The sequence below is a fragment of the Streptomyces sp. NPDC049687 genome, assembly GCF_044465285.1.
Taxonomy (GTDB): Bacteria; Actinomycetota; Actinomycetes; order Streptomycetales; family Streptomycetaceae; genus Streptomyces.
In genome coordinates, this window is sequence record NZ_JBITLN010000001.1 from 606,865 (window position 1) to 627,163 (window position 20,299).

Below are 20,299 nucleotides of genomic sequence, written 5' to 3' on the forward strand. Positions count from 1 at the left end.
CGCGGTTCAGGCGGGCTTGAGGCCCTGGTCGCCGACCTCCGTCACGAAGGACGCGGCGGTGCTGATCGGGGCGCCCTGGGTGGTGACGTACGGGACGGTTTTGAAGTCGGCGCGGGCGACGTCCCGGCCGAGGGTGACGGTGACGTAGCCGCGGCGGCCGTTGTAGAACCGCATGTGCGGGTTGGCCGTCATGTAGGTGTTCCAGTTCGAGGGCTTGTCCGAGCCGTCGCGGCCGCTCGCGATCGAGGTGGCCACGATCTCCGTGCCGAGGGTCCGTGAGGCCGGGTCGTCGAAGTCGTCCTTGATGTCGAAGGCGTACCCGACGTGGACGTCACCGGTGAGGACCATGAGGTTGTCGACTCCGGCACTCCTGACGCCGTCCAGGACGCGGCGGCGGGAGGCGCGGTAGCCGTCCCAGGAGTCCATCGACAGCTTGGCCACCGGGTTCAGGTCCAGCTTGCGCTGGGAGAAGGTGACCTGCTGCGGTACGACGTTCCACAGCGCCCGGGAAGAGCGCCAGCCGTCGATGAGCCACCGCTCCTGCGTGTCGCCGGTCATGGTGCGCGCCGGGTCGTCGATGTCGGGGCCGGGCAGCTGGGCGCCGTCGCCGTAGGCCTGGTCGGAGCGGTACTGGCGGGTGTCGAGGACGTCGAACTGGGCGAGGCCGCCCCAGTGCAGGCGGCGGTGGAGCCGCATGTCGGGGCCGTCCGGGAGCTGGGGGCGGCGCAGCGGCTGGTTCTCCCAGTAGGCGCGGTAGGCGGAGGCGCGGCGCAGCAGGAACTCCTCCGGTGGGACGTCGTTCTCGGGGGTGTCGTCGGCGTAGTTGTTCTCGGTCTCGTGGTCGTCCCAGGTGACGACGAAGGGGTGTGCGGCGTGCGCGGCCATCAGGTCGGGGTCGGACTTGTAGAGGGCGTACCGCAGCCGGTAGTCCTCCAGGGTGATCGTCTCGCGGTTGAACAGGTCGGGGAGGGTGCGGTCGGTGTATTTGCGGTTGTTCCCGGTCGCGTTGACGGCGTACTCGTACAGGTAGTCCCCGAGGTGGAAGACCACGTCGACGTCGTCCTGGGCGAGATGGCCGTACGGGGTGTAGTAGCCGTCGGCGTACGCCTGGCAGGAGACCGCGGCGAGGGTGAGGGCCGAGGCGCGGGAGCGGGTGGCGGGCGCGGTGCGGGTGCGGCCGGTCGGGCTGACCCAGCCGCCCACGCGGAAGCGGTAGTGGAAGACGCGGTCGGGGTCGAGGTGGGCGACCTCGACGTGGACCGTGTGGTCGAACTCGGGGTGCGCGGTGGCCGTGCCGCGTCTGACGGTCCGGCGGAAGTTCTCGTCGTGGGCCAACTCCCAGTGCACGGTGACGCGTTCGGCCGGGAGGCCGCCGTCGGGCTGGTACGGGGCCGGGGCGAGGCGGGTCCACAGGAGCACGGAGTGGGGCAGCGGGTCGCCGGAGGCGACGCCGAGGGAGAAGGGGTCGTCGGTGATGCGCGCGGGGTTCATCTCGGCGGCGGCCGCGGTGCCGGCGGCGGGCAGGTTCACGGCGAAGGCGAGGGCGGCGGCCGCGCCGGTGAGAGTGAGGAAGCGGCGGCGGCCGATGTGGCGGGCGGCTTCCCGGAGTTCGGGGGCGTGCTGGGACGGTTGCGGTGCGGGTGTCATCCGGTCCTCCCCTGACGGTGGGTGTACCTGGCATTGGAGTGGCCGGGGACGACCCGGGAGCGGCGCCAGATTGACACGTACACAACAGTCGGATGGCGGACGGGCGCGTTCCGCCTGGCGGACGACTCTTTCCGGCCGCCTGCCGTACGCTGCGGCGGCATGGACGCCAAGCGGAGTGCCGACCAGGGGAAGATCGCGATCGTCACCGGCGCCGGTTCCGGCATCGGGCGGGCCGTCGCGGTGGAACTGCTGCGCGCGGGGTGGTCGGTGGCGCTCGCCGGCCGGCGGACCGAGACGCTGGAGGGGACGGCAGCCCTGGCGCCCGAGGGAGCGAGTCTCGCCGTACGGACGGATGTCTCACGCCCCGACGACGTGGCCGCCCTCTTCACCGCCGTGCGCGAGCGGTTCGGACGACTGGACCTGCTGTTCAACAACGCGGGGACGTTCGGACCCGGTGGCGTGCCGTTCGAGGAACTTCCCTACGACGCCTGGCGGCACGTGGTGGACACCAATCTCAACGGGGCGTTCCTGTGCGCGCAGGCGGCGTTCCGGCAGATGAAGGAGCAGGATCCGCGGGGCGGACGGATCATCAACAACGGCTCGATCTCGGCCCACACACCCCGGCCGCTGTCGGCGCCGTACACCGCGACCAAACACGCGCTGACCGGCCTCACCAAGTCGCTTTCGCTGGACGGTCGGGCGTACGGCATCGCCGTCGGGCAGATCGACATCGGCAACGCGGCGACCGACATGACGTCCCGGATGCAGACGGGTGCGCTGCAGGCCAACGGCGAGATCGCGCCGGAGCCGGTGATGGACGTGGCCGATGTGGCGCGCACGGTACGGCACATGGCGGAGCTGCCGCTGGAGGCGAACGTGCAGTTCGCGACGGTACTGGCGACGGCGATGCCGTACGTGGGGCGAGGTTGACTCCGCAACCCGCACAAGCGGAATGGGGCCAACCGGCCCATTGCGGCCGGTAGTGACTCTATGCTCAACTCTTCTCCACGAGAACTTCACACTTGGAGCACGAGGGTTCCACACAGCGTGGACCGTTGAGGCCATACCGAGGGGGGAAGGGCAGCCGTCCCACGGCACCGGGGGGGGTGGGCCTCGCACGGAACCGCGAGGTGAGCACCCGGGGGGGGGGCGTGGGACGGCTGCCACGACTTTCAGTGCGGCAGCCGGGTTCGGGGTGGGGTGTTCCGGTGTCCGCGGGCTGCGGGTTCGTCGTGGCCTGTCGCGCCCCCCGGCGCCCAGCCGCTTAGGGACAGGGTCCCGTGTCGGCGACGGACTTGGCGACACCGCCGTTCATCAGGGCGAGGGTGTGCACGGCGTCGTTGCCGGAGCGCAGGAACACGCCCTGCCCCAACTGCTCGACGGTCGGCTGGACGCCGTCGCGGACGAGCCGAGCCCCGCCGATCACCGTGCCCGTCGCGGCGGCGGAGTGGCCAGGGCCTGCGGGGCGAGCGCGGCGAAGGACAGCGAAGAGCGTCGGGAGCATGCGCGCACGGCCTGACGGTACAAGGGGAGCCTGTGGGCAGCCAACCCGCTCCACCTGGGAAAACCCCCTCCACAGCTTAGGAATGAGCTGTCTGACGGAATTCTGATCCGGCGACCCGGATTCGGCCCGCATTCTCAGTCCTCACACATCCTTTACTCAGTCCGCCTCAAAGGTTCCTCCCTAGTTTTTGGGCCGCGCCCACAGCGGGCGCCAAGAACCTTCGAGGAACGGGATGTTTGGCATCTATCTCAAGCGCGAGCTGGGCCGGCGCAAGAAGGCCGCCCTGGTCATCGCACTGGGTCTGGCGCTCGGTATCGCGCTGGTCATCACCGTCAACTCGGTGTCGGCCGGCATGACGCAGGCGCAGGACAAGGTCCTGCAGTCGCTGTACGGCCTCGGCACCGACATGACGGTCACCAAGGCCCGCACGGCACCCTCCGGCAACAGCTCCGGTCAGCCAAGATTCGAGTTCGACGCCAAGTCGAACGACGACGACACCGAGCAGAGCTCCGACCGGGTGATGACCCAGGGCGGTCAGGCCCTCAAGTCCTCGCTGGTGACCCAGGTCGCCAAGCAGAAGGGCGTGGCGTCCGCGGTCGGCGCCCTCACCCTGAACGTCACCAAGGTCGACGGCTCCTTCACCCAGGGCAAGGCGCAGAGCTCCAGCGGCGGCACCGGCACCAGCGGCCAGGGCGGCCCCGGCGGCGGGAACAGCGGCTCCACCGCGGCCCCGCAGGTGCAGGGCGGCGGCGCCTCCTTCGACGTGAACTCCTACTCCGTGGCCGGCGTGGACGTCACCGACCAGGACCTCGGTCCGCTGGCCGGCTCGAAGATCACCTCGGGCAGGACCTTCACCTCCACGCAGACCAACGCGAAGGTCGCCGTCGTCAGCAAGTCGTACGCCAAGGAGAACGAGTACAAGGTCGGCTCGACCCTGAAGATCTCCGGCACCAAGTACGAGATCATCGGTATCGCGACACCCGACAGCAGCGACTCCACCACCGACGTCTACCTGCCCCTGAAGCAGGCGCAGACCCTCGCCGACGCCAAGAACCAGGTCACCACGATCTACGTCAAGGCGACCGACTCGAAGCAGATCGACACCGTCAAGGCGACGATCCAGGAGAACATCTCCGGTACTACTGTGACGACCTCCGCCGACCTGGCCGAGACCGTCTCCGGCTCCCTCTCCACCGCCTCCAACCTCGCGACCAGCGTCGGCAAGTGGCTGTCGATCGCCGTTCTCGCCGCCGCGTTCCTGGTGGCCGCGCTGCTCACCTCCTCGGCCGTGTCCCGCCGGGTGCGTGAGTTCGGCACCCTGAAGGCGCTGGGCTGGCCGAGCCGCAGGGTGACCCGGCAGGTCGTCGGCGAGTCCATGGTCAACGGCCTGCTCGGCGGCGCCCTCGGTATCGCCCTGGGCCTGGCGGCCGCGTACGCGGTGACCGCGGTCAGCCCGAAGCTGACGGCCGAGCTGGGCAACACGGGCGGCGCCGGCGGCATGGGCGGCGGCCCCGGCGGCGGCCCGGGTCAGCAGGCCTCCAACACGATGGAGATCGCCCTGTCGGCGCCCGTCTCCCTCACCACCATCGCCCTCGCGGTGGGCCTCGCGGTGGCCGGCGGTCTGATCGCCGGCGCGATGGGCGGCTGGCGCGCCTCCCGGATGCGCCCGGCGGACGCCCTGCGCAGCGTGTCGTAACACCCCCTCGCGCGGGGGGCGCCGTGACCCCTTCCCTCCGGGACGCGGCGCCCCGCCCGCCTTCCTCTCTCTTCTCCCTGCGGCTACGGAGCCACCCATGTACAGACTGACCGGCGTCACCAAGCGCTACTCCCGGGGCAAGGACACCGTCGAGGCGCTGCGCGGCATCGACCTCACCATCGAGGACGGCGACCAGCTCGTCATCCAGGGCCCGACGGGCGGCGGCAAGTCGACCCTCCTGCAGATGATCGGCGGCCTGGACCGGCCGACCGAGGGCAGCGTCGAGCTGGACGGCGTCGACCTCGCCCGCATCAGCGAGGCCAGGCTGACCCGGCTGCGCGCCGAGAAGATCGGCATCATCTTCCAGTCGTTCAACCTCATCCCGACGCTCACCGCGCAGGAGAACGTCGAGACGGCCCTGGTCCCGCTCGGCGTCAAGCCGGCCGAGCGGCGCGAGCGGGCGGCGGAGGCGCTGCGCTCGGTGGGCCTGGGCGAACGCCTCCGCCACGCCCCCTCCGAACTGTCCGGCGGGCAGCAGCAGCGTGTCGCGATCGCCCGCGCGCTGGTGAAGAAGCCGAAGGTGCTGCTCGCCGACGAGCCCACCGGCAACCTCGACGAGGGCACCCGCGACGACATCATGGGCCTGCTGGAAGGCCTGTGGCACGAGTACGGGCTGACCTTCGTCATGGTCACCCACGACTCGTCCATCGCCCGCCGCGCACCGCGCCTGGCCACCATCAAGGCCGGCCGGATCACGCTGACCGAGCAGGGCGGCGCCCACGTGTACGCGGAGCCCGCGGCGTACGGGGGCGGTCAGGGATACTGAGCGTTCCGTACGGTTTTCGCAGGGGCCGCTCACCGACGAGGTGGGCGGCCCCTGTCGCGCGCTACGCCTGACCGGTCTCGAACCGGGAGATGTGGCCGTCGTCCGTGACGCTGAACTGCCACCGGGTGCGCATCTCGCCCCAGGTGTCGTTGCGGTAGCGGGCGACGAGGGAGCGGCCCGCGTCCCGTTCCCGCTCGACGTCGATGTGACCGTTGGAGGAGAAGATCTCCCGGTCGATCCACTCGGCGAGGTCGCGGTCGGACCCGTCGTCCGCCATGGTCGCGTCCGGCGTCAGAAGGCTGAGGAACGCGTCCCGGTCATGGGAGTTGACGGCGGTGACGAAGGCCCGGACGGCCGGGTCGGTGAGTTTTCCGGTCTGGATCGTCATACGGGCCAGCGTCACACCGCCCCGCGAACCCCGCCACCCGAACGGCACGCAGGAGGGGCCGATGGGGTGTGAGGGATGCGACCGTGGAAACGCGTGGGGGGGGTTCCTGCTGTCTTTCTCCTCCGTCTGCTCAGGGAGTCACCGTGACCTCTTTCGACCGACGTGATCTGGGCCTGCTGCTGCTCCGGCTGGGCACCGGCGGGGTGCTGGCCGCGCACGGCACACAGAAACTCTTCGGCTGGTTCGGCGGCCATGGCCTGGAGGGCACCGGCCAGTTCATGGAGACCGTCGGCTACAAGCCGGGCAAGGCCAGCGCTACGGCGGCGGGCCTCGCCGAGACGGGCGGCGGCACCCTGCTGGCGCTGGGCCTGGCCACCCCGGCGGCGGGCGCGGCGGCGGCCGGCGCGATGGCGGGGGCGGCCGCGGTGCACGCGCCGAACGGCTTCTTCAACCAGGAAGGCGGCTACGAGTACGCGGCGACCCTGGGCCTGGCCACCACCGGCCTCGCGATCGCGGGCCCCGGCCGGCTCTCCCTCGACCACGCGTTCCGGCACGTCTTCGACCGGGGCTGGATGGTGCCCGCGGCGCTCGCGGTGACAGGTCTGGCGACGGCACTGGTCGTGGGTGCGCGCAACCGGCGGCTGGAGCGGCGGGAACAGGGGGAGCAGGCGGCCCTGTTCGACGAGCAGGAGGCACTGTTCGGGGAGCAGTGACCCGGTGTCCCCGGGGGCGGCGGCCGTGCCAAGCTGCCCCGCATGACTGATCAGGCCACCCCTCCCGAGACCTCCTCCGCTGCTTCCCCTTGCCCCTCCCCTTCCCCTCCCCCTCCCCCTTCCCCGGACATCTGGACCACGGTGGACGCCCTGTGGACCTGGCTGGAGGCCAACCGGGCGCACGGCGGCCGAGAGGGCCTGTTGCTGAGGATGCTGAAGCTCTCGGAGGAGGTCGGCGAGGTCGCCGAAGCCGTGATCGGCGCGATGGGCCAGAATCCCCGCAAGGGCGTCAGCCACACCTGGGAGGACGTCCAGGGCGAGCTGTGCGACGTGGTGATCACGGCGCTGGTGGCCCTGCGGACACTGACCCCGGACACGGAGGCGGTCTTCGGAGCGCATCTGGGCCGCGTGGCGGAGCGCTCGCTGGGCCGGTGAAGCCCTCTTTCCGCGCCTATGAGGCGGGCCTCTCCGTCCGCGGCCACTGCTCCAGCAGCAGATGCAGCGCGGCTACGGTCTTCTGCCACGAGTCGTCCACCCGGCGAGGATGACGGAAACCCCCGGTGGCCTCGATGCTGATGTAACCGTGGAAGGTACTGCGCCGCAGGCGGACCGCGTCGGTGAGATCGGGCTCGTCCAGGTCGTAGTACCGCATCACCGCGTAGGTCAGCTCGACACCGCGGGCGAACACCGTGGTTCCCTCGATCTTCGCCGGGTCCAGCCGCAACCGGGTGGCCGCGTAACGGCCCGGGTACGTGAGGGCGTAGTCCCGATAGGCGTCGGCGAACGCGGTGAGTGCCTCGCCGCCGGACCGGCCGGCGATCGCGGTGGCGATACTGTCGTTCATCTCGCCGGAGGCCAGGATCGCCACGGACGTCCGGATCTCCTGAAGGTTCTTGACGTGCGAGTAGAAGCTGGCGTCCTTCACACCGAAGCCTCGCGCGAGCGCCGAAATGGTGACCTTTTCGATTCCGACCTCATCGGCCAGAGCGGCCGCGGCCCGGGTGATCCGTTCGACGGTCAACCCCGCATGCGCACCCAATGTGCCGCACCAGTCCTTCCCGGTCCCGACGGCTTCCCAGTGTATCCAGCCTGCCAGGTCACACCCCATCCCTAGTGCCACTTGCTTATTGCCTAATACCAATAGGCATTTCCTTGTTATGATTCGGCGCATGAAGGAAATAAGTGAGCCGGCGATCCGCGCATCGTTCGTCAACTGCTCAAAAGGGGCAGCCAAGCGACTCCCGGTCCCTCGGTTCCTGTCCGAACTCCCTTGGGACGACCTGGACTTCCTGGGATGGCGCGACTCGTCAGCGCCCGAGCGCAGCTATATCGTCACCGAGCACGGCGGTGAACTGGTCGGTGTGGAGTTCCGCCGCGCCGCGAGGGTTGCCGGGTCGCATCACCGCAGCATGTGCTCCCTGTGCCTGACCACTCACCCCGCCAGCGGCGTGGAACTGATGACCGCGCACAAGGCCCGCTCGACCGGGGACAACTACAACACGGTCGGCACCTACATTTGCAGCGACCTGGCCTGTTCCCTCTACGTCCGGGGATTGAAGCGCGTACAGCCGGGAGGGCACCCCAGGGAGTCCCTCAGCGTGGACGAGAAGATCCAGCGCACACGGGCGAACCTGGCCGCGTTCCTGGACAAGCTCTGGTAGCGGTAACCGGCACGAGGACGGCGGGGATGCGAGGCAACGGCCCGGCGGAGTCGATGGAGGAACCCTGTGGCGCGCTACACCAAGGAACACAAGCAGGTGACGCGGCAGCGGATCATCGAGCGGGCCGGCCACCGGTTCAAGCAGGACGGCATAGACGGCTCCGGCATCGCCACGCTGATGTCGGACGCCGGACTCACCAACGGAGCCTTCTACGCCCACTTCGAGTCCAAGGAACAAGATAGGGTGCTGCACCCACCCGACCAAGCAGGCTTACACCGACGGCGTACTGGTGGTCGCCGACGGCATCGCGGCCCGCCTGGCGCCGGACGACCCGCTCTCGGTCCGCACGAAGACACTCAGCGCTTACGCCATGATGGCCGGAACGCTCCAGCTCTCGCGGGCCCCCGCCGACCGGCAGCTCGCCGATGAGGTCCTCGAGCAGGGCGTCCACAATGCCCTCGCGCTGCTGGGCGTCGAACAGGCCACACCAGCACGGCACCCTGGCCGACGCGTCCGCGGAAATCCGCGAGGCGCACGCCACACACTCTTCGCGCCGCCCGCACTTGCAGAGGCGACCGCCCTCTGTGCGGCCCGAATCGGCCAGGGTCAGGGCGGTGTCGAACGGGTCAGGACTCGTCACTGCTCAAGTCGTACGGCGAGGTCATCGGCGACTACGCCCTTCAACAACGGTGAGCCGCGCCCCGTCCGCTCACTACGTGTCGAGGTGATCCACGAAGATGCCGATCAGGACACGGCCGCCGAGACGCTGCTCCGGCAGGCTGAAGTGCACGCGGTTGCGGTGCCCGTCCTTCTTGGCATGCCATTCGCAGCGGTAGGTCTCTCCGTCGTGGTCGACGTCCCGCTGCCGCATGGCCTTCTTGTTCCTGTGCGTATTGGAACTCTCCGGGGACAACGTGAGCCGGTACGGCTTGAGTTCATCCTGGACACGATCGGGCTGGCCCGAATGCTTGCGCAGGGCATCCGCGAAGTGGTCCTGCACCACGGACAGGACGTCCACGACCCAGTCCCGCAGCTCCCGGTACACGCCGTCGAACTTGCCGAAGGAGAGCGAGTCGGCGAAGACCAGTCCCGGGAACGCCTCCCTGGCACGGTCAAGGAAGTCGGCTTCCGCGACGTTTTCCAGTTTGAACAGCGACCGCCAGAAGTCGGTCACGGCTGCGGGCTCGGCCAGGAAGAAGACCTTCACCGTCTCGGGATCGCCACTCGGACCCTCCACCGCGGAGACGGCCTGCCAGCCAAGCCTGTGCGCCACGGGAAAGACCACGCAGGCCGTATGGCGGCCGGTTCTGGCGTGATGCCAGGCATAGCCGATGGACCGGGCCTCCACCTCGACCTCCCCGTCCACCTCGACGAGTTCCGGGCCATCGAACGGCTCCGTGTCCCAGGACGGGCAGCGGTCCATCAACAGGCGTGTTCTCATGAGGGTGTCGCGGTCCACGCCTGGAAGTGCGTGCTCGAACAGCACTTGATAGATCTTGAGCCCGTCCACGCACTCCACCTCGTACCACGAGGTCGAGAAGGCGACCTTGTCCTTGTGGCGCTCCCGTAACTCCTCGAAGGATTCGTTGAAGTCGTCGAGCAGAACGGTGAGCTGTTCCTCCGGCAGTCCTCGGAAGTCGAATGACGTCTCGTCCACGACGAACCGGTACGGCTCACCGCTCCCTGCGCCTGGCACGTGCCAGCCTCCCCAAGTCCCGCTCGATCTGGTCGAAGAAGCCCTGCGGCCAGTTCGTCAGCTCGCCCCGCTCCGTGAACCCGATCGGAACCGAGCCGGCCTCCCGGTCACCGAAGTAGTGGACAATCGCGCCCTCCGGGTTCAGCACCTGTTCCTCCGCGACAGCGATCCTGGCGCCGTTGAGCACATGGTCGCTGTGGGTCTCCACGATCACCTGAACGCCGGTGCCCGCGACCCGGGCCAGGAACCGGCCCAGCTTGGACTGGCCTCCGGGGTGCAGATGGGCCTCGGGGTTCTCAATGATCAGCAGATCACCGGGCCGGGCGAGTAGTCCGGCGACGATCACGGGCAGGGCGTAGGAGAAGCCGAAGCCCATGTTGGTGGGACGGATCGGCTCGCTCAACAGGCCCGGCTCCTGGAACCTGATGGTGCTCGCGGTGATCCCCGGCGGCCACTGGGCGGTGATCTTGATCGGACGGATGATGTCGGAGGCCCAGGTCTCGACCTGGGTGCGCAGGATGGTGACACCGTGCGTCGCCTCGGTGTCCGGGTGCAGCAGGGCTTCCGGTACCTGATCGCTGTCGCGCAGGGCGAGAACCTGGGCCGTGTACTCGCCCTGGACGCCCACCCCGATGGCGTTCGGGTGCTCCGCGGACACACCGAGTTGGTCCCTCGGTCCAAGCCGCTCGGCGCAGAGATACGTGAACTCGCTTCCCCAGCCGCTAAGTTCCGGCAACACGAACTGGGCTTCGAGCGCCTCGATGTAGAGAGCCTGCTCATCGGGCACGGCGAAGCGGTACACGACGGATTGGCCGTTGTCGTTCGCGAGGCGGAACTCGATGGTCGAGTCCGGCGCATCGGGGTGCAGTACCTCGTGCGCCTCGCCCAGCGCGAGCCCGTACGGCCCGTTGAGCTGCACCACACTGCTTCCGCTGTGCACGTCGGCCAACTGCCTGGCCAGCAGCAGGGCTTGAATGGCCGTGCTCTTGCCTGTGCCGTTGAGGCCGGTGAGCACGGTGAGCGGACGTAGTTCGAACGACGCATCGGAAAAACGCTTGAAGTGACTCACGCCCAGAGAAGTGATCACTTGCCGGCCTCCGCCGCCTTCGCCGTGGCGCGGAAGCGGTAGGTGACACGATTGACGCCACCGGTGGACGACGTGATGGCGTCCAGATAGCTGATGTCGCGCGTCATCAGACGGCGGGCCTCTGCCACGATCGCGTTCTTGCGTCGTTCGAGGTCCTTGGCGTCGTAATGAGCAAGGGTGAGGGACCACGTTTCGAAGAGCGGACGGTTGATCGGGTTCCGCCACGTGCCCCCCTCGGGCCACTTCCGAAATGCATAATCCCCGAAGACCAGTCGTGCGTTGGTCATGGCCCGGCTGAAATCTGCCAGAAGGCGGGATGCCTTGTCATCATCGACCTCGCTGACCGAATCCAGAAGCCGGGTTGCCTCCTGCAAGAAGGGATCCATGGCGGCGTGCTCCACGTATCCCTCCACACCCATCAGCCAGAACGCCGCGAAGCGCAGCGCCATCTCCCGGTCGTTCATCCGGAGGTGTTCGCGCATGCCCGTCGCCTCGTAGAAGGCGTCCGTCGCAGCCATCTCCTTGAGGAGGTGACGGCTCCGGTCACGGCTCATGCAGTGCCGGATCTCCTGAGCGTTGAGTGGAGTGCCCAGCGTGTTGATCCGCCTGAAGATGTCGTACATGACCTCCGGCGGAGTTGTCGGATCGATCACGTGCGCCATGATCTGGGCATTGTTGATACGCCGCTTCCACGGTGCGGGAAGTTCATCGAAGCGCTTCCCCTCAACCACGTCGTCCAAGTATTCGAGCCCCTTCAACGCGAAACCCGACTTCTCCCCTCCTCGGACGAAGTCATGAATGGTCGAGAGCCGCTGAAGACCGTCCACTACGCGCAAGAGTCCGTCCGCGTCCTCCGCGAAGTAGAACGCAGGCAGGGGAATCTGCAGCAAGACCGACTCGATGAGCTGAGACTTCTGGACGGGCTTCCAGACACGTCCCCTCTGAAAATCCGGAGCCAGCTCCAGCGACTCGTCGTCGATCATGTCCAGGGCGTTGCGCAGTGAGAACTGCTTCGTGTTGACCCTGATCTGCTCCGGATTCCACGGCCTGGCGATCTCGAGCGTGACGTCGTCCGCCTCGCTCTCGACCTCCACGTCCATGCCCTCGTCGAGGAAGTACTCCTCTCGGACGGTCTGCGCCTTCTCGATCTCCGGGATGGTCATGAGGCCGATCGTATCCGTGACCTGGTCCCGGACCAGTTCCGTCGCCGGAATCCCCGCCGGCAGCGGCGGCTCCGCCTCCCCGGCGTACCCGACAGGCGCGTACGAGCGCGGGTTTGGTCTGGGTCGGCCTCGCCGCGTACGGCCGCGCGATGACCGCACTGGCGTCCGCCGTCCACGGTGTGTTCAGGGCGGCGGCTGGCAGCCGGCCGCGATGCTGCAGCATGGCCGGCGCGGTTCGACCCCGAGGGGTTGACCAACTCAGGAAACAGGCTCTGACCTGCGAAAATGCAGAGCGGCAGACGAGTCGGGCTGTACGCCGGGTTCTGTCGCCCGGTCGCCTCGCGGCGGCCGGGGAGACGGCCATCCATCTAGGACCGGCGTTGCCGCCGGCCTCGTGCGGTCTACCCGCGGACTCGGGCGGGCAGCCCTCGAACGTCCGCGCAGAAACACCTGGGTGTTTCCTTTTGACCTTGCTCCGGGTGGGGTTTACCTAGCTGCCCAGGTCACCCTGGGCACTGGTGGTCTCTTACACCACCGTTTCACCCTTACCGGCGGCCGAAGCCCCCGGCGGTTTGTTTTCTGTGGCACTGTCCCGCGGGTCACCCCGGGTGGCCGTTAGCCACCACCCTGCCCTGTGGAGCCCGGACGTTCCTCGGGAAGCCCCCTAGGGGGACTCCACGCGGCCGTCCGCCCGGCTCGTCTGCCGTGTCGACCATGTTACCGGGCGTGTGTCCCGCCGAGGACCAGCGGCCGTCGCCAGGACCGAGCCCGCCAGGATCAGGGCGAAGGCCACCAGGACGGTCGCCGTGAGGGGCTCGTCCAGGAAGAGGGCTCCCGCCGCCACCGCCACCGCCGGGTTGACGTACGTGATGACCGTGGACCGGGTCGGGCCGACCTCCTTGATCAGCTCCAGGAACGCCACGAACGCGACAGCCGTGCAGATCACCCCCAGAGCGGCGAGGGCCGCCAGGACCGTGGCCGACGGCATCCGCTGGGGCCAGGTGGCGGCCGCAGCCGGTGCGTAGACGAGCGCCGCGAGGGTCAGGCAGGGCGGGGTCGGCGTACAGGGCGCGGTAGGCGTAACCGTCGGTGGTGTTGCCGGGGCCGCCGGTGTGCGTCTCGCCGGGGGCGAGGACGACGATGGACCCCGGGCCGGTGCGGATGCGGCCGCCCCGGTAGTCGATGATCTCGGAGCCGCCGACGCAGACGCCGACCGTGAACTCCTCGTGGGCGTGCGGGGCGTGGACGTGTTTGTCGAAGCGGGCGGTGAGCAGGTCGAGGGGCGGCCTCACCGGCCGAGCCGTGCTCTGGTCCACCGTGCCTGTTCCGTGTCGCGCCCCTTCCCTCGTCGGGGTGCAACACGGGGTGGGTCAGAGAAAGTCCGAGGTGTCCAGGTCGAAGGCGAAGGGCTCGGGGAGGGTGAGGGGCTTGCCGAAGGGGATGCTGTAGCGGCGGCGGTAGTCGTCCTGCCTCGGGTTGCCGAGGAGAGTGACCTCAGAGATTTCGCGGTCAACCAGCAAGTAGAGCGGAATGCTCGCACGGGCGTAGCAGCGGCGCTTGATCTCGCGGTCGGCCGTGGTCTTGGTGGAGGTCACCTCCATCACCATGACTACGCCCTGGCACGGCATCCAGGGGTCGGCACCCCGATAGAGCTCCAGAGCCGCGGGTGCGAAGGTGCCTTCCGGGATCACATGGTCCTTGGGGCAACCCTCCGCCTTCTTCAGCCTCAGTCCCTTGTTGCCTGAGAAGTCCATGTCGGTCTGGGACCGCTTGATCACCTGGCGGACGATCCGGCTGATGTAGTGCTCGTGATCCCCGTCCGGCGGCGGCGTCACAACGGTCTCCCCCTCGACAAGCTCCGCCCGGAAACCCTCAGGGGTGTCCAGGGCGAGAAAGCCGTCCAACAGGATCTCCTCCTGCGTGAGCGGCTCATGGGCCATGGCAGTCATGTCACGCCCCTCCTTCGGTCGCTCGCAGACTGGGGCATCGGTGGATCACCTGTCCGTGAGATCGGGAACCGTTCCCTCGATCGTGGCACACGATCAGGGCCGCAGTCAGGCACGGCGCCGCCGCGCCCGCGCTTGACCCTGCCGCGACGTCAACCTCTCTACTGGACGACATGCGCATCGGAGAACTCGCCGAGGCCGTCGGCGTCACCACGCGGACCGTCCGGCACTACCACCACCTGGACCTGCTGCCCGAGCCGGAGCGGCGCCCGAACGGCTACCGGCGGTACACCCTCCGCCACGCCGTCACCCTCGCCCGGATCCGGCGGCTGACCGAGCTGGGCCTGGGCCTGGCGGAGGTACGGGACGTGGTCGCGGACGACGCCGGCAAGGACCTCGTCGAGGTGCTCACCGAACTCGACGAGGACCTGGCCCGCCAGGAGACGGCGATCCGGGACCGCCGGGCCCGGCTGCGGGCACTGCTGGACGCGGACCACCTGCCCGCCGAGGGACCGGTCTCCCCCGAACTCTCCGCCCTGTTCGCGCGGACGGCCGACCAGTTGTCCGACTCCCCCATGGCCGCCCGGGACCGCGAGGTGCTCGCCCTGATCGAGACGGCCGCCGCTCCCGAGGAACGCGAGCGGCTGCTCGCGGCGGTGGGCGCGGTCGTGCGGTCCCCGGAGGCCGTGGCCCGCGCCCACGAGGCGTACGCCCTGCTCGACGCGCTCACCGACGCCGGCCCCGACGACCCGCGGGTGGAGACGGCCGCCCGCCGGCTCGCCGAGTGCACCCCGCGCGAGCTGCTCCCGGACACAACCGCCATCGACCAGGACAACAGCTTCCTGCGCGCCCTCTACGCCGACTTCGCCCCGGCCCAGGCGGCGGCGCTCCGCCGGGCGCTGCGGATTCTCACCGAGGAAGGGCCATGAGACTCGCGGGCATCCTTGTCCGACACGAACTGCAACTGCTGGCCAGCCTGTTGCAGTGGGTGGCACGGCGGCGGCACGGGGTGGGCGAGGGGCGGGCGTTCGGGTACGCACGGGGGCAGGGCCCGATGACGGCCGGGTTCGCGTTCGTGTGCGTGGTGGAGTCGTTCACGATGTCCGTACTGCTGCGCGACTGGCCCACCGCGCGCGGGGTGACGCTGGTCCTGGACCTGTACACCCTGCTGATCGTGGCGGGCCTGCACGCGGCCCGGACCGTCCGCCCGCACGTCCTCCACGACGACGTCCTGCGCGTCCGCCAGGCCGCCCATGTCGATCTGAGCATCCCTGTGCACCGGATCGCGGCGGTACGGCACGAGCGGCGCGGCACGCACGAGCGCGCCGACGGCGAACTGAGTCTCCCGGTGGGCTCGCAGACCTCGGTCACTCTCCGGCTGACCGAGCCGGTCACGCATGTCACCTTCCTGTGCCGCCGCCGGGAGGTCACCGTGGTGCGTCTGCATGCCGATGACGCCGTCGGTCTCGTGCAGGCTCTCACGCGCTCCATGCGGGGGCGAAGCGCACCGTCGGGGCCGCGGGATCGGCCGCGGTGAGGCGGACGCGCAGCCGTTCGCCGAGCGGGAGGTGGTGGCCGTCGCCGTCGATGCGGCCGATGACGGCCGGGGACTCCAGCTGGACGGTGCCGACGGTCGGCCGCCGCTCGTCGACGTCCACCACGCACCCGTAGAACACCTCCCCCACCCGGTCCCTCAGCAGCACGGCCTCGACGATGTCGACACAGCCCCGCTCGACGGCGTTCGCGCGGCGCCCGCCCTCCGCCATCTCCTCCGGCAGGGCGTCCAGCGCGGCGAGCACCCAGTCGGGCGGCGTCTCGCCGACGACGGCGGACAGGCACAGCTCGGTGGTGTAGCGGTCGGCGAGGCGGCGCAGGGGCGCCGTGCAGTGGGTGTAGGGGGCGGCTACGGCGGAGTGGGTGGTGATGGCGGGCAGTTCGCCGTCCCGGAAGACGGTGTATCCGGCGCCCCGCAGCAGGGTCGTGCACTCCTGGAGGAAGGCCGCGTGCGCCGGGCGGTGCGGGTCGAGGGAGCGGACGAGCCGCGCGTACGAGACGTGGTGCGGCCAGTCGATGTGCAGGGCGTGCGCGGTGCGGCGCAGTCGGCCGACGGCGCCGTCGGGGGCGGGGGGCAGGGTGCGCAGGATGCCCGTGCCGGAGGCGAGCATCAGGTCGGCGGCCGCCATGCCGGTGAGGAGGGAGAGCTGGGCGTTCCAGCCCTCGGCGGGAAATGGGGCGCGGTAGGTCAGGTGGTAGGTGTGGTCCCGCTCGACGATCTCCTGCTCGGGCACGTGGAGCGAGATCCCGCCGCGATCGGCCTCCAGCCCCTCCCGCAGCCGCCCCACGGTGGCCAGCAACCGGAGCGGCTCCTCCGCCGTCCCCTCCTCGATCATCCGCTGTACGCCCGCGTAGTCGAGCTTGGCCCGGCTGCGGACGAGGGCGCGGCGCAGGTCGACGGCGAGCGTACGGCCGTCCGCGTCGAGGTCGATGGTCCACAGAGCCGCGGGCCGGTCCCGGCCGGGCAGCAGGCTCGCCGCCCCCTCGCTCAGCACGGCCGGGTGCAGCGGGACCTTCCCGTCGGGGAAGTAGAGGGTGGCCACCCGTCGGTGGGCCTCCACGTCCACCGGTCCGCCGGGTACGAGGAAGGCGGCGACGTCGGCGATGGCGTACCGGACGCGGTAGCCGCTGCCCTGCCGGGAGAGGTGCAGTGCCTGGTCGAGGTCGGTGGCGGCGGGTGGGTCGAGGGTCAGGAAGGGGATGTCGGTGGCGTCGTGGGAAGGCAGGGACGGGGCCTTCGCGGCCCGCTCGGCCTCGGTCAGCACTCCTAGCGGGAAGGCGACCGGCACGCCGAGTTCCGTACGCAGTGCGGCGAGCGCGGCCCGGAGAGGGGCTTCGGGGGCGCCGGTCACGCGAATGTGGCGGCGGGGCATGCAATGAGCCTAGGACCGGGGCCGCGCGGTGGCACGCCGTACGCTGTCGCGGAGCCCCATTCGAAGGAGATCCCCCGTGCTCGTCCTGCTGCCCCCCTCCGAAGGCAAGGCCTCCTCCGGCCGTGGCGCCCCGCTGAAGCCGGAGTCGCTGTCGCTGCCGGGGCTGACGGCCGCCCGTGAGGCCGTGCTCGATGAGCTGGTCGAGCTGTGCGCGGGAGACCCTTCCCAGAACGACAAGGCGCGCGAGGTGCTCGGGCTGAGCGAGGGGCTGCGCGGCGAGCTCGCGAAGAACGCGGAACTGCGCACGGCGGGCGCGCGGCCGGCCGGTGAGATCTACACGGGTGTCCTCTACGACGCCCTCGGCCTGGCCTCCCTGGACGCGGCCGCGAAGAAGCGCGCGGCTCGGTCGCTGCTGGTCTTCTCGGGGCTGTGGGGCGCCGTCCGGGTGACGGACCGGATCCCCTCGTACCGCTGCTCGATGAACGTGAGGCTGCCGGGGCTGGGGGCGCTCGGCGCGCACTGGCGTGCGCCGATGGCGGCGGTGCTGCCCGAGGCGGCCGGGGACGGGCTGGTGCTGGACCTGCGTTCGGCGGCGTACGCGGCGGCCTGGAAGCCGAAGGGCGAGGTGGCCGGGCGGACGGCGACCGTGCGGGTACTGCACGCGCCGACCCGGAAGGTCGTCAGCCACTTCAACAAGGCGACGAAGGGCCGGATCGTACGGAGCCTGCTGACGGCCGGGATCGCGCCGAAGGGCCCGGCGGAGCTGGTGGAGGCGCTGCGCGAGCTCGGGTACGTGGTGGAGGTGCGGGAGCCGGCCCGGGCGGGGTCGGCGTGGACGCTGGATGTGCTGGTGGACGAGGTGCACTGATCCGACAGAACCCATGTCGTTGCAGCATGCGCAATGACCTTTGCGTGTGTTGCAGGCCGGGGGCAGGATGAGGCGCATGACCTCACCGCTGCCCTCCTTTTCGGCTGCCTCGGTACTGGACGTCGCCCCTGTCGTGCCCGTGGTGGTCGTCGACGACGTCCGCGCCGCCGTACCGCTGGCGCGGGCGCTGGTGGCGGGCGGGCTGCCCGCGATCGAGGTGACGCTGCGGACGCCGGTCGCGCTCGACGCGATCCGCGAGATCGCCGGGGCGGTGCCGGAGGCGATGGTCGGGGCGGGGACCGTGATCACGCCGGAGCAGGTGACGGCCTGCGTGGCGGCGGGGGCGCGGTTCCTGGTGAGCCCCGGCTGGACGGACGTTCTGCTGACGGCGATGCGGGCGTCGGGGGTGCCGTTCCTGCCCGGGGTGTCGACCACCTCGGAGGTGGTGGCGCTCCTCGAGCGCGGGGTGCGGGACATGAAGTTCTTCCCGGCGCAGGCGGCCGGGGGGACGGCGTATCTGCGGTCGCTCGCCGGACCGCTTCCGCAGGCCCGCTTCTGCCCGACGGGCGGGATCGGCCCGGACAACGCGGCGGAGTACCTGGCGTTGCCCAACGTGTCCTGCGTGGGCGGGACGTGGATGGTTCCGGCGGAGGCGGTGGCGGCGCGGGACTGGGCGCGGATCGAGGGCCTGGCGCGCGCCGCCTCCTACCTCAGGGCCGCAGGTGGGACGTGTCGTTGAAGAGGCGCACGCTGGCATTGCCGTCGGCGTAGTACGCCACCGCCGAGAGGGAGGCCGCCGAGAGTTCCATGCGGAACATCGACTCGGGCGGGGCACCCAGGGCGAGCCGTACGAGCGTCTTGATCGGGGTCACATGGGAGACCAGCAGGACCGTGCGGCCCGCGTACGCGGCGACCAGTTTGTCGCGGGTGGCGGCGATACGGGTGGCGGTGGCCGCGAAGCTCTCGCCCCCGGGGGGTTCGGCCTCCGGATCGGCGAGCCACTTGTTCAGGTCGTCGGGGTAACGGTCCCGGACCTCGCCGAAGGTGAGCCCTTCCCAGGCGCCGAAGTCGGTCTCGATCAGCCCGTCCTCGACGGTGACCTCCAGACCGAGGCGGGCGGCGACGGCGCCGGCGGTCTCACGGGTGCGGGCGAGCGGGGAGGCGAGGATGTGCTGGATGGTCCCGCGCCGGGCGAGCGCGGCCGCCACCCGCTCCGCCTGGTCCCTGCCGACGTCTGAGAGGGAGGGGTTGGTGCCGCCGCGACCGGAGAACCGTTTCTGGGGCGTGAGCGGGGTCTCACCGTGCCGGAGCAGCACGAAGGTGGCGGGCACCCCGAGATCGGGGGCGGCACCCCAGCCGACGGAAGGTTTGCCGGAGGTGGCCGTGGTGGCGGCCGGGGGCGTCTCCGTGACCGACGAGGTGGAGACCGTGCGGGCGGCGCGCAGATCGGCCTCGGCCGTCGGGACGGCCGTGGGGTCGGTGTCGGTGTCGGTGTCGGCGGCAGCTGTCGGGCGGGGAGTTGCGGCGGGCACCGAGCCGGGCGCCGACCCGGTCGTCGGAGCAGTAGCCGAATCGGACGTCGGAGCAGTAGCCGTCGAACGGGTCGAGCGGGTCTGGGCCCGGGCCAGCGCCTCTCGGGCCTTCGCCGCGCCGGCGGTCGCGTCGCCGGGCGGGCCGGACGGCTCCGGGGCGACCGGGGCCGACGGGGCGATGGACGTACGGGCGTCGAGGGCGGCCCGGGACGCGGCGGCGTCCCACTGCTCGCCCCGCCGCCCGGCGTCCATCGCCTCGTTGGCCAGGCGGTCGGCGTGCTTGTTCTGCTCGCGCGGAATCCACTCGTACGTGACCTGCCCGGCCGGGAACACCCGGGCGGCCTCGGCGGCCAGCGGCTTCATGTCGGGGTGCTTGATCTTCCAGCGGCCCGACATCTGCTCGACGACGAGCTTGGAGTCCATCCGGACGCGCACCGCGGCCGACGGGTCGAGTTCACGGGCGGCGCGCAGGCCGGCCAGCAGTCCCCGGTACTCGGCCACGTTGTTCGTGGCGACCCCGATGGACTCGGCGCGCTCGACGAGGGTCTCCCCGGTCACCGCGTCGATCACGACACTGCCGTAGCCCGCGGGCCCGGGGTTGCCCCGCGACCCGCCGTCGGCCTCGACGATGAACTCCCGCACGCC

At 70.3% G+C, this 20,299-nt stretch carries 20 protein-coding genes, 1 other RNA gene and 3 pseudogenes; 11 read left to right on the plus strand and 13 right to left on the minus strand.

What is annotated here, in order from left to right:
* Window positions 1-6 precede the first annotated feature (6 nt).
* A complete protein-coding gene (locus ACIBVL_RS02770; RefSeq protein WP_399090653.1) occupies window positions 7-1,647 on the minus strand; it encodes an alkaline phosphatase D family protein in 1,641 nt (546 codons plus the stop codon).
* A 159-nt stretch (window positions 1,648-1,806) separates the two neighbouring features.
* Between ACIBVL_RS02770 and ACIBVL_RS02775 the strand changes: the two genes are divergently transcribed.
* Complete coding sequence (locus tag ACIBVL_RS02775) at window positions 1,807-2,577, plus strand: SDR family oxidoreductase (protein ID WP_399090656.1); 771 nt, start codon at window positions 1,807-1,809, stop codon at window positions 2,575-2,577.
* Window positions 2,578-2,911: 334 nt separating this feature from the next.
* Here the strand turns inward: ACIBVL_RS02775 and ACIBVL_RS02780 are convergent, their stop codons facing one another.
* The gene (locus ACIBVL_RS02780) at window positions 2,912-3,151 is read right to left on the minus strand and encodes a hypothetical protein (RefSeq protein ID WP_399092091.1); all 240 of its coding nucleotides are present in this window, start codon (window positions 3,149-3,151) and stop codon (window positions 2,912-2,914) included.
* 232 nt (window positions 3,152-3,383) lie between these two features.
* Here ACIBVL_RS02780 and ACIBVL_RS02785 point away from each other — a divergent pair, with 232 nt between their 5' ends.
* Both ACIBVL_RS02785 and ACIBVL_RS02790 read left to right on the plus strand, forming a co-directional pair.
* Entirely contained in the window at window positions 3,384-4,847 is a 1,464-nt protein-coding gene (locus ACIBVL_RS02785) for an ABC transporter permease (protein ID WP_399090658.1), read from the plus strand.
* Between the two features lie 97 nt (window positions 4,848-4,944).
* The gene (locus ACIBVL_RS02790) at window positions 4,945-5,673 is read left to right on the plus strand and encodes an ABC transporter ATP-binding protein (protein ID WP_399090661.1); all 729 of its coding nucleotides are present in this window, start codon (window positions 4,945-4,947) and stop codon (window positions 5,671-5,673) included.
* A gap of 61 nt (window positions 5,674-5,734) precedes the next feature.
* Here the strand turns inward: ACIBVL_RS02790 and ACIBVL_RS02795 are convergent, their stop codons facing one another.
* Window positions 5,735-6,061, minus strand: a complete 327-nt coding sequence (locus tag ACIBVL_RS02795; protein ID WP_399090664.1) for a nuclear transport factor 2 family protein — start codon at window positions 6,059-6,061, stop codon at window positions 5,735-5,737.
* 143 nt (window positions 6,062-6,204) lie between these two features.
* On the opposite strand from ACIBVL_RS02795, the gene ACIBVL_RS02800 reads away from it, so the two are divergent.
* Together ACIBVL_RS02800 and ACIBVL_RS02805 are read left to right on the plus strand one after the other, a co-directional pair.
* Window positions 6,205-6,774 carry a DoxX family protein gene (locus ACIBVL_RS02800; protein ID WP_399090667.1) on the plus strand — a complete coding sequence of 190 codons (570 nt, stop codon included), beginning with the start codon at window positions 6,205-6,207 and terminating at the stop codon, window positions 6,772-6,774.
* Window positions 6,775-6,816: 42 nt separating this feature from the next.
* Window positions 6,817-7,209 carry a MazG-like family protein gene (locus tag ACIBVL_RS02805; protein WP_399090670.1) on the plus strand — a complete coding sequence of 131 codons (393 nt, stop codon included), beginning with the start codon at window positions 6,817-6,819 and terminating at the stop codon, window positions 7,207-7,209.
* A 16-nt stretch (window positions 7,210-7,225) separates the two neighbouring features.
* Here ACIBVL_RS02805 and ACIBVL_RS02810 read toward each other — a convergent pair whose 3' ends face one another.
* Window positions 7,226-7,795: a TetR/AcrR family transcriptional regulator gene (locus tag ACIBVL_RS02810; RefSeq protein ID WP_399090673.1), complete on the minus strand. Its 570-nt coding sequence runs from the start codon at window positions 7,793-7,795 to the stop codon at window positions 7,226-7,228.
* A 148-nt stretch (window positions 7,796-7,943) separates the two neighbouring features.
* Here ACIBVL_RS02810 and ACIBVL_RS02815 point away from each other — a divergent pair, with 148 nt between their 5' ends.
* Together ACIBVL_RS02815 and ACIBVL_RS02820 are read left to right on the plus strand one after the other, a co-directional pair.
* The gene (locus tag ACIBVL_RS02815) at window positions 7,944-8,435 is read left to right on the plus strand and encodes an FBP domain-containing protein (RefSeq protein ID WP_399090676.1); all 492 of its coding nucleotides are present in this window, start codon (window positions 7,944-7,946) and stop codon (window positions 8,433-8,435) included.
* A gap of 66 nt (window positions 8,436-8,501) precedes the next feature.
* Window positions 8,502-8,913, plus strand: a pseudogene (locus ACIBVL_RS02820) (TetR family transcriptional regulator); the annotation flags it as partial.
* Between the two features lie 234 nt (window positions 8,914-9,147).
* Here ACIBVL_RS02820 and ACIBVL_RS02825 read toward each other — a convergent pair.
* From ACIBVL_RS02825 to ACIBVL_RS02855, 7 genes and pseudogenes are all read right to left on the minus strand, one after another.
* Window positions 9,148-10,131, minus strand: a complete 984-nt coding sequence (locus tag ACIBVL_RS02825; protein ID WP_399092094.1) for a hypothetical protein — start codon at window positions 10,129-10,131, stop codon at window positions 9,148-9,150.
* A complete protein-coding gene (locus ACIBVL_RS02830; protein WP_399090679.1) occupies window positions 10,109-11,218 on the minus strand; it encodes a DUF3696 domain-containing protein in 1,110 nt (369 codons plus the stop codon). Before ACIBVL_RS02830 ends, ACIBVL_RS02825 begins: the two co-directional genes overlap by 23 nt.
* Complete coding sequence (locus tag ACIBVL_RS02835; RefSeq protein WP_399090682.1) at window positions 11,215-12,381, minus strand: DUF262 domain-containing protein; 1,167 nt, start codon at window positions 12,379-12,381, stop codon at window positions 11,215-11,217. Before ACIBVL_RS02835 ends, ACIBVL_RS02830 begins: the two co-directional genes overlap by 4 nt.
* Window positions 12,382-12,677: 296 nt before the next feature.
* Window positions 12,678-13,080: RNase P RNA component class A (rnpB, locus tag ACIBVL_RS02840), an RNA gene on the minus strand.
* A gap of 115 nt (window positions 13,081-13,195) precedes the next feature.
* Window positions 13,196-13,369, minus strand: a pseudogene (locus ACIBVL_RS02845) (EamA family transporter); the annotation flags it as partial.
* A gap of 58 nt (window positions 13,370-13,427) precedes the next feature.
* Window positions 13,428-13,708 (minus strand): annotated as a pseudogene (locus ACIBVL_RS02850) (AraC family ligand binding domain-containing protein); the annotation flags it as partial.
* A 43-nt stretch (window positions 13,709-13,751) separates the two neighbouring features.
* Window positions 13,752-14,330, minus strand: a complete 579-nt coding sequence (locus ACIBVL_RS02855; protein ID WP_399090685.1) for a Uma2 family endonuclease — start codon at window positions 14,328-14,330, stop codon at window positions 13,752-13,754.
* Window positions 14,331-14,500: 170 nt separating this feature from the next.
* Here ACIBVL_RS02855 and ACIBVL_RS02860 point away from each other — a divergent pair, with 170 nt between their 5' ends.
* Entirely contained in the window at window positions 14,501-15,256 is a 756-nt protein-coding gene (locus ACIBVL_RS02860) for a MerR family transcriptional regulator (RefSeq protein ID WP_399090688.1), read from the plus strand.
* Entirely contained in the window at window positions 15,253-15,864 is a 612-nt protein-coding gene (locus tag ACIBVL_RS02865) for a hypothetical protein (RefSeq protein WP_399090691.1), read from the plus strand. The genes ACIBVL_RS02860 and ACIBVL_RS02865 overlap by 4 nt, the downstream gene beginning before the upstream one ends.
* On the opposite strand, the gene ACIBVL_RS02870 is transcribed toward ACIBVL_RS02865, so the two are convergent.
* Window positions 15,806-17,254, minus strand: a complete 1,449-nt coding sequence (locus tag ACIBVL_RS02870; protein ID WP_399090694.1) for an RNB domain-containing ribonuclease — start codon at window positions 17,252-17,254, stop codon at window positions 15,806-15,808. The two genes, ACIBVL_RS02865 and ACIBVL_RS02870, sit on opposite strands and share 59 nt — an antisense overlap.
* A gap of 76 nt (window positions 17,255-17,330) precedes the next feature.
* Between ACIBVL_RS02870 and yaaA the strand changes: the two genes are divergently transcribed.
* Both yaaA and eda read left to right on the plus strand, forming a co-directional pair.
* Window positions 17,331-18,122 (plus strand): peroxide stress protein YaaA, encoded by a 792-nt coding sequence (gene yaaA / locus ACIBVL_RS02875; protein WP_399090697.1) that lies wholly within the window; start codon window positions 17,331-17,333, stop codon window positions 18,120-18,122.
* A gap of 76 nt (window positions 18,123-18,198) precedes the next feature.
* Window positions 18,199-18,861 (plus strand): bifunctional 4-hydroxy-2-oxoglutarate aldolase/2-dehydro-3-deoxy-phosphogluconate aldolase, encoded by a 663-nt coding sequence (gene eda, locus ACIBVL_RS02880; RefSeq protein ID WP_399090700.1) that lies wholly within the window; start codon window positions 18,199-18,201, stop codon window positions 18,859-18,861.
* On the opposite strand, the gene ACIBVL_RS02885 is transcribed toward eda, so the two are convergent.
* The gene (locus ACIBVL_RS02885; RefSeq protein WP_399090703.1) at window positions 18,833-20,296 is read right to left on the minus strand and encodes a bifunctional RNase H/acid phosphatase; all 1,464 of its coding nucleotides are present in this window, start codon (window positions 20,294-20,296) and stop codon (window positions 18,833-18,835) included. The genes eda and ACIBVL_RS02885 overlap by 29 nt on opposite strands.
* Window positions 20,297-20,299 lie beyond the last annotated feature (3 nt).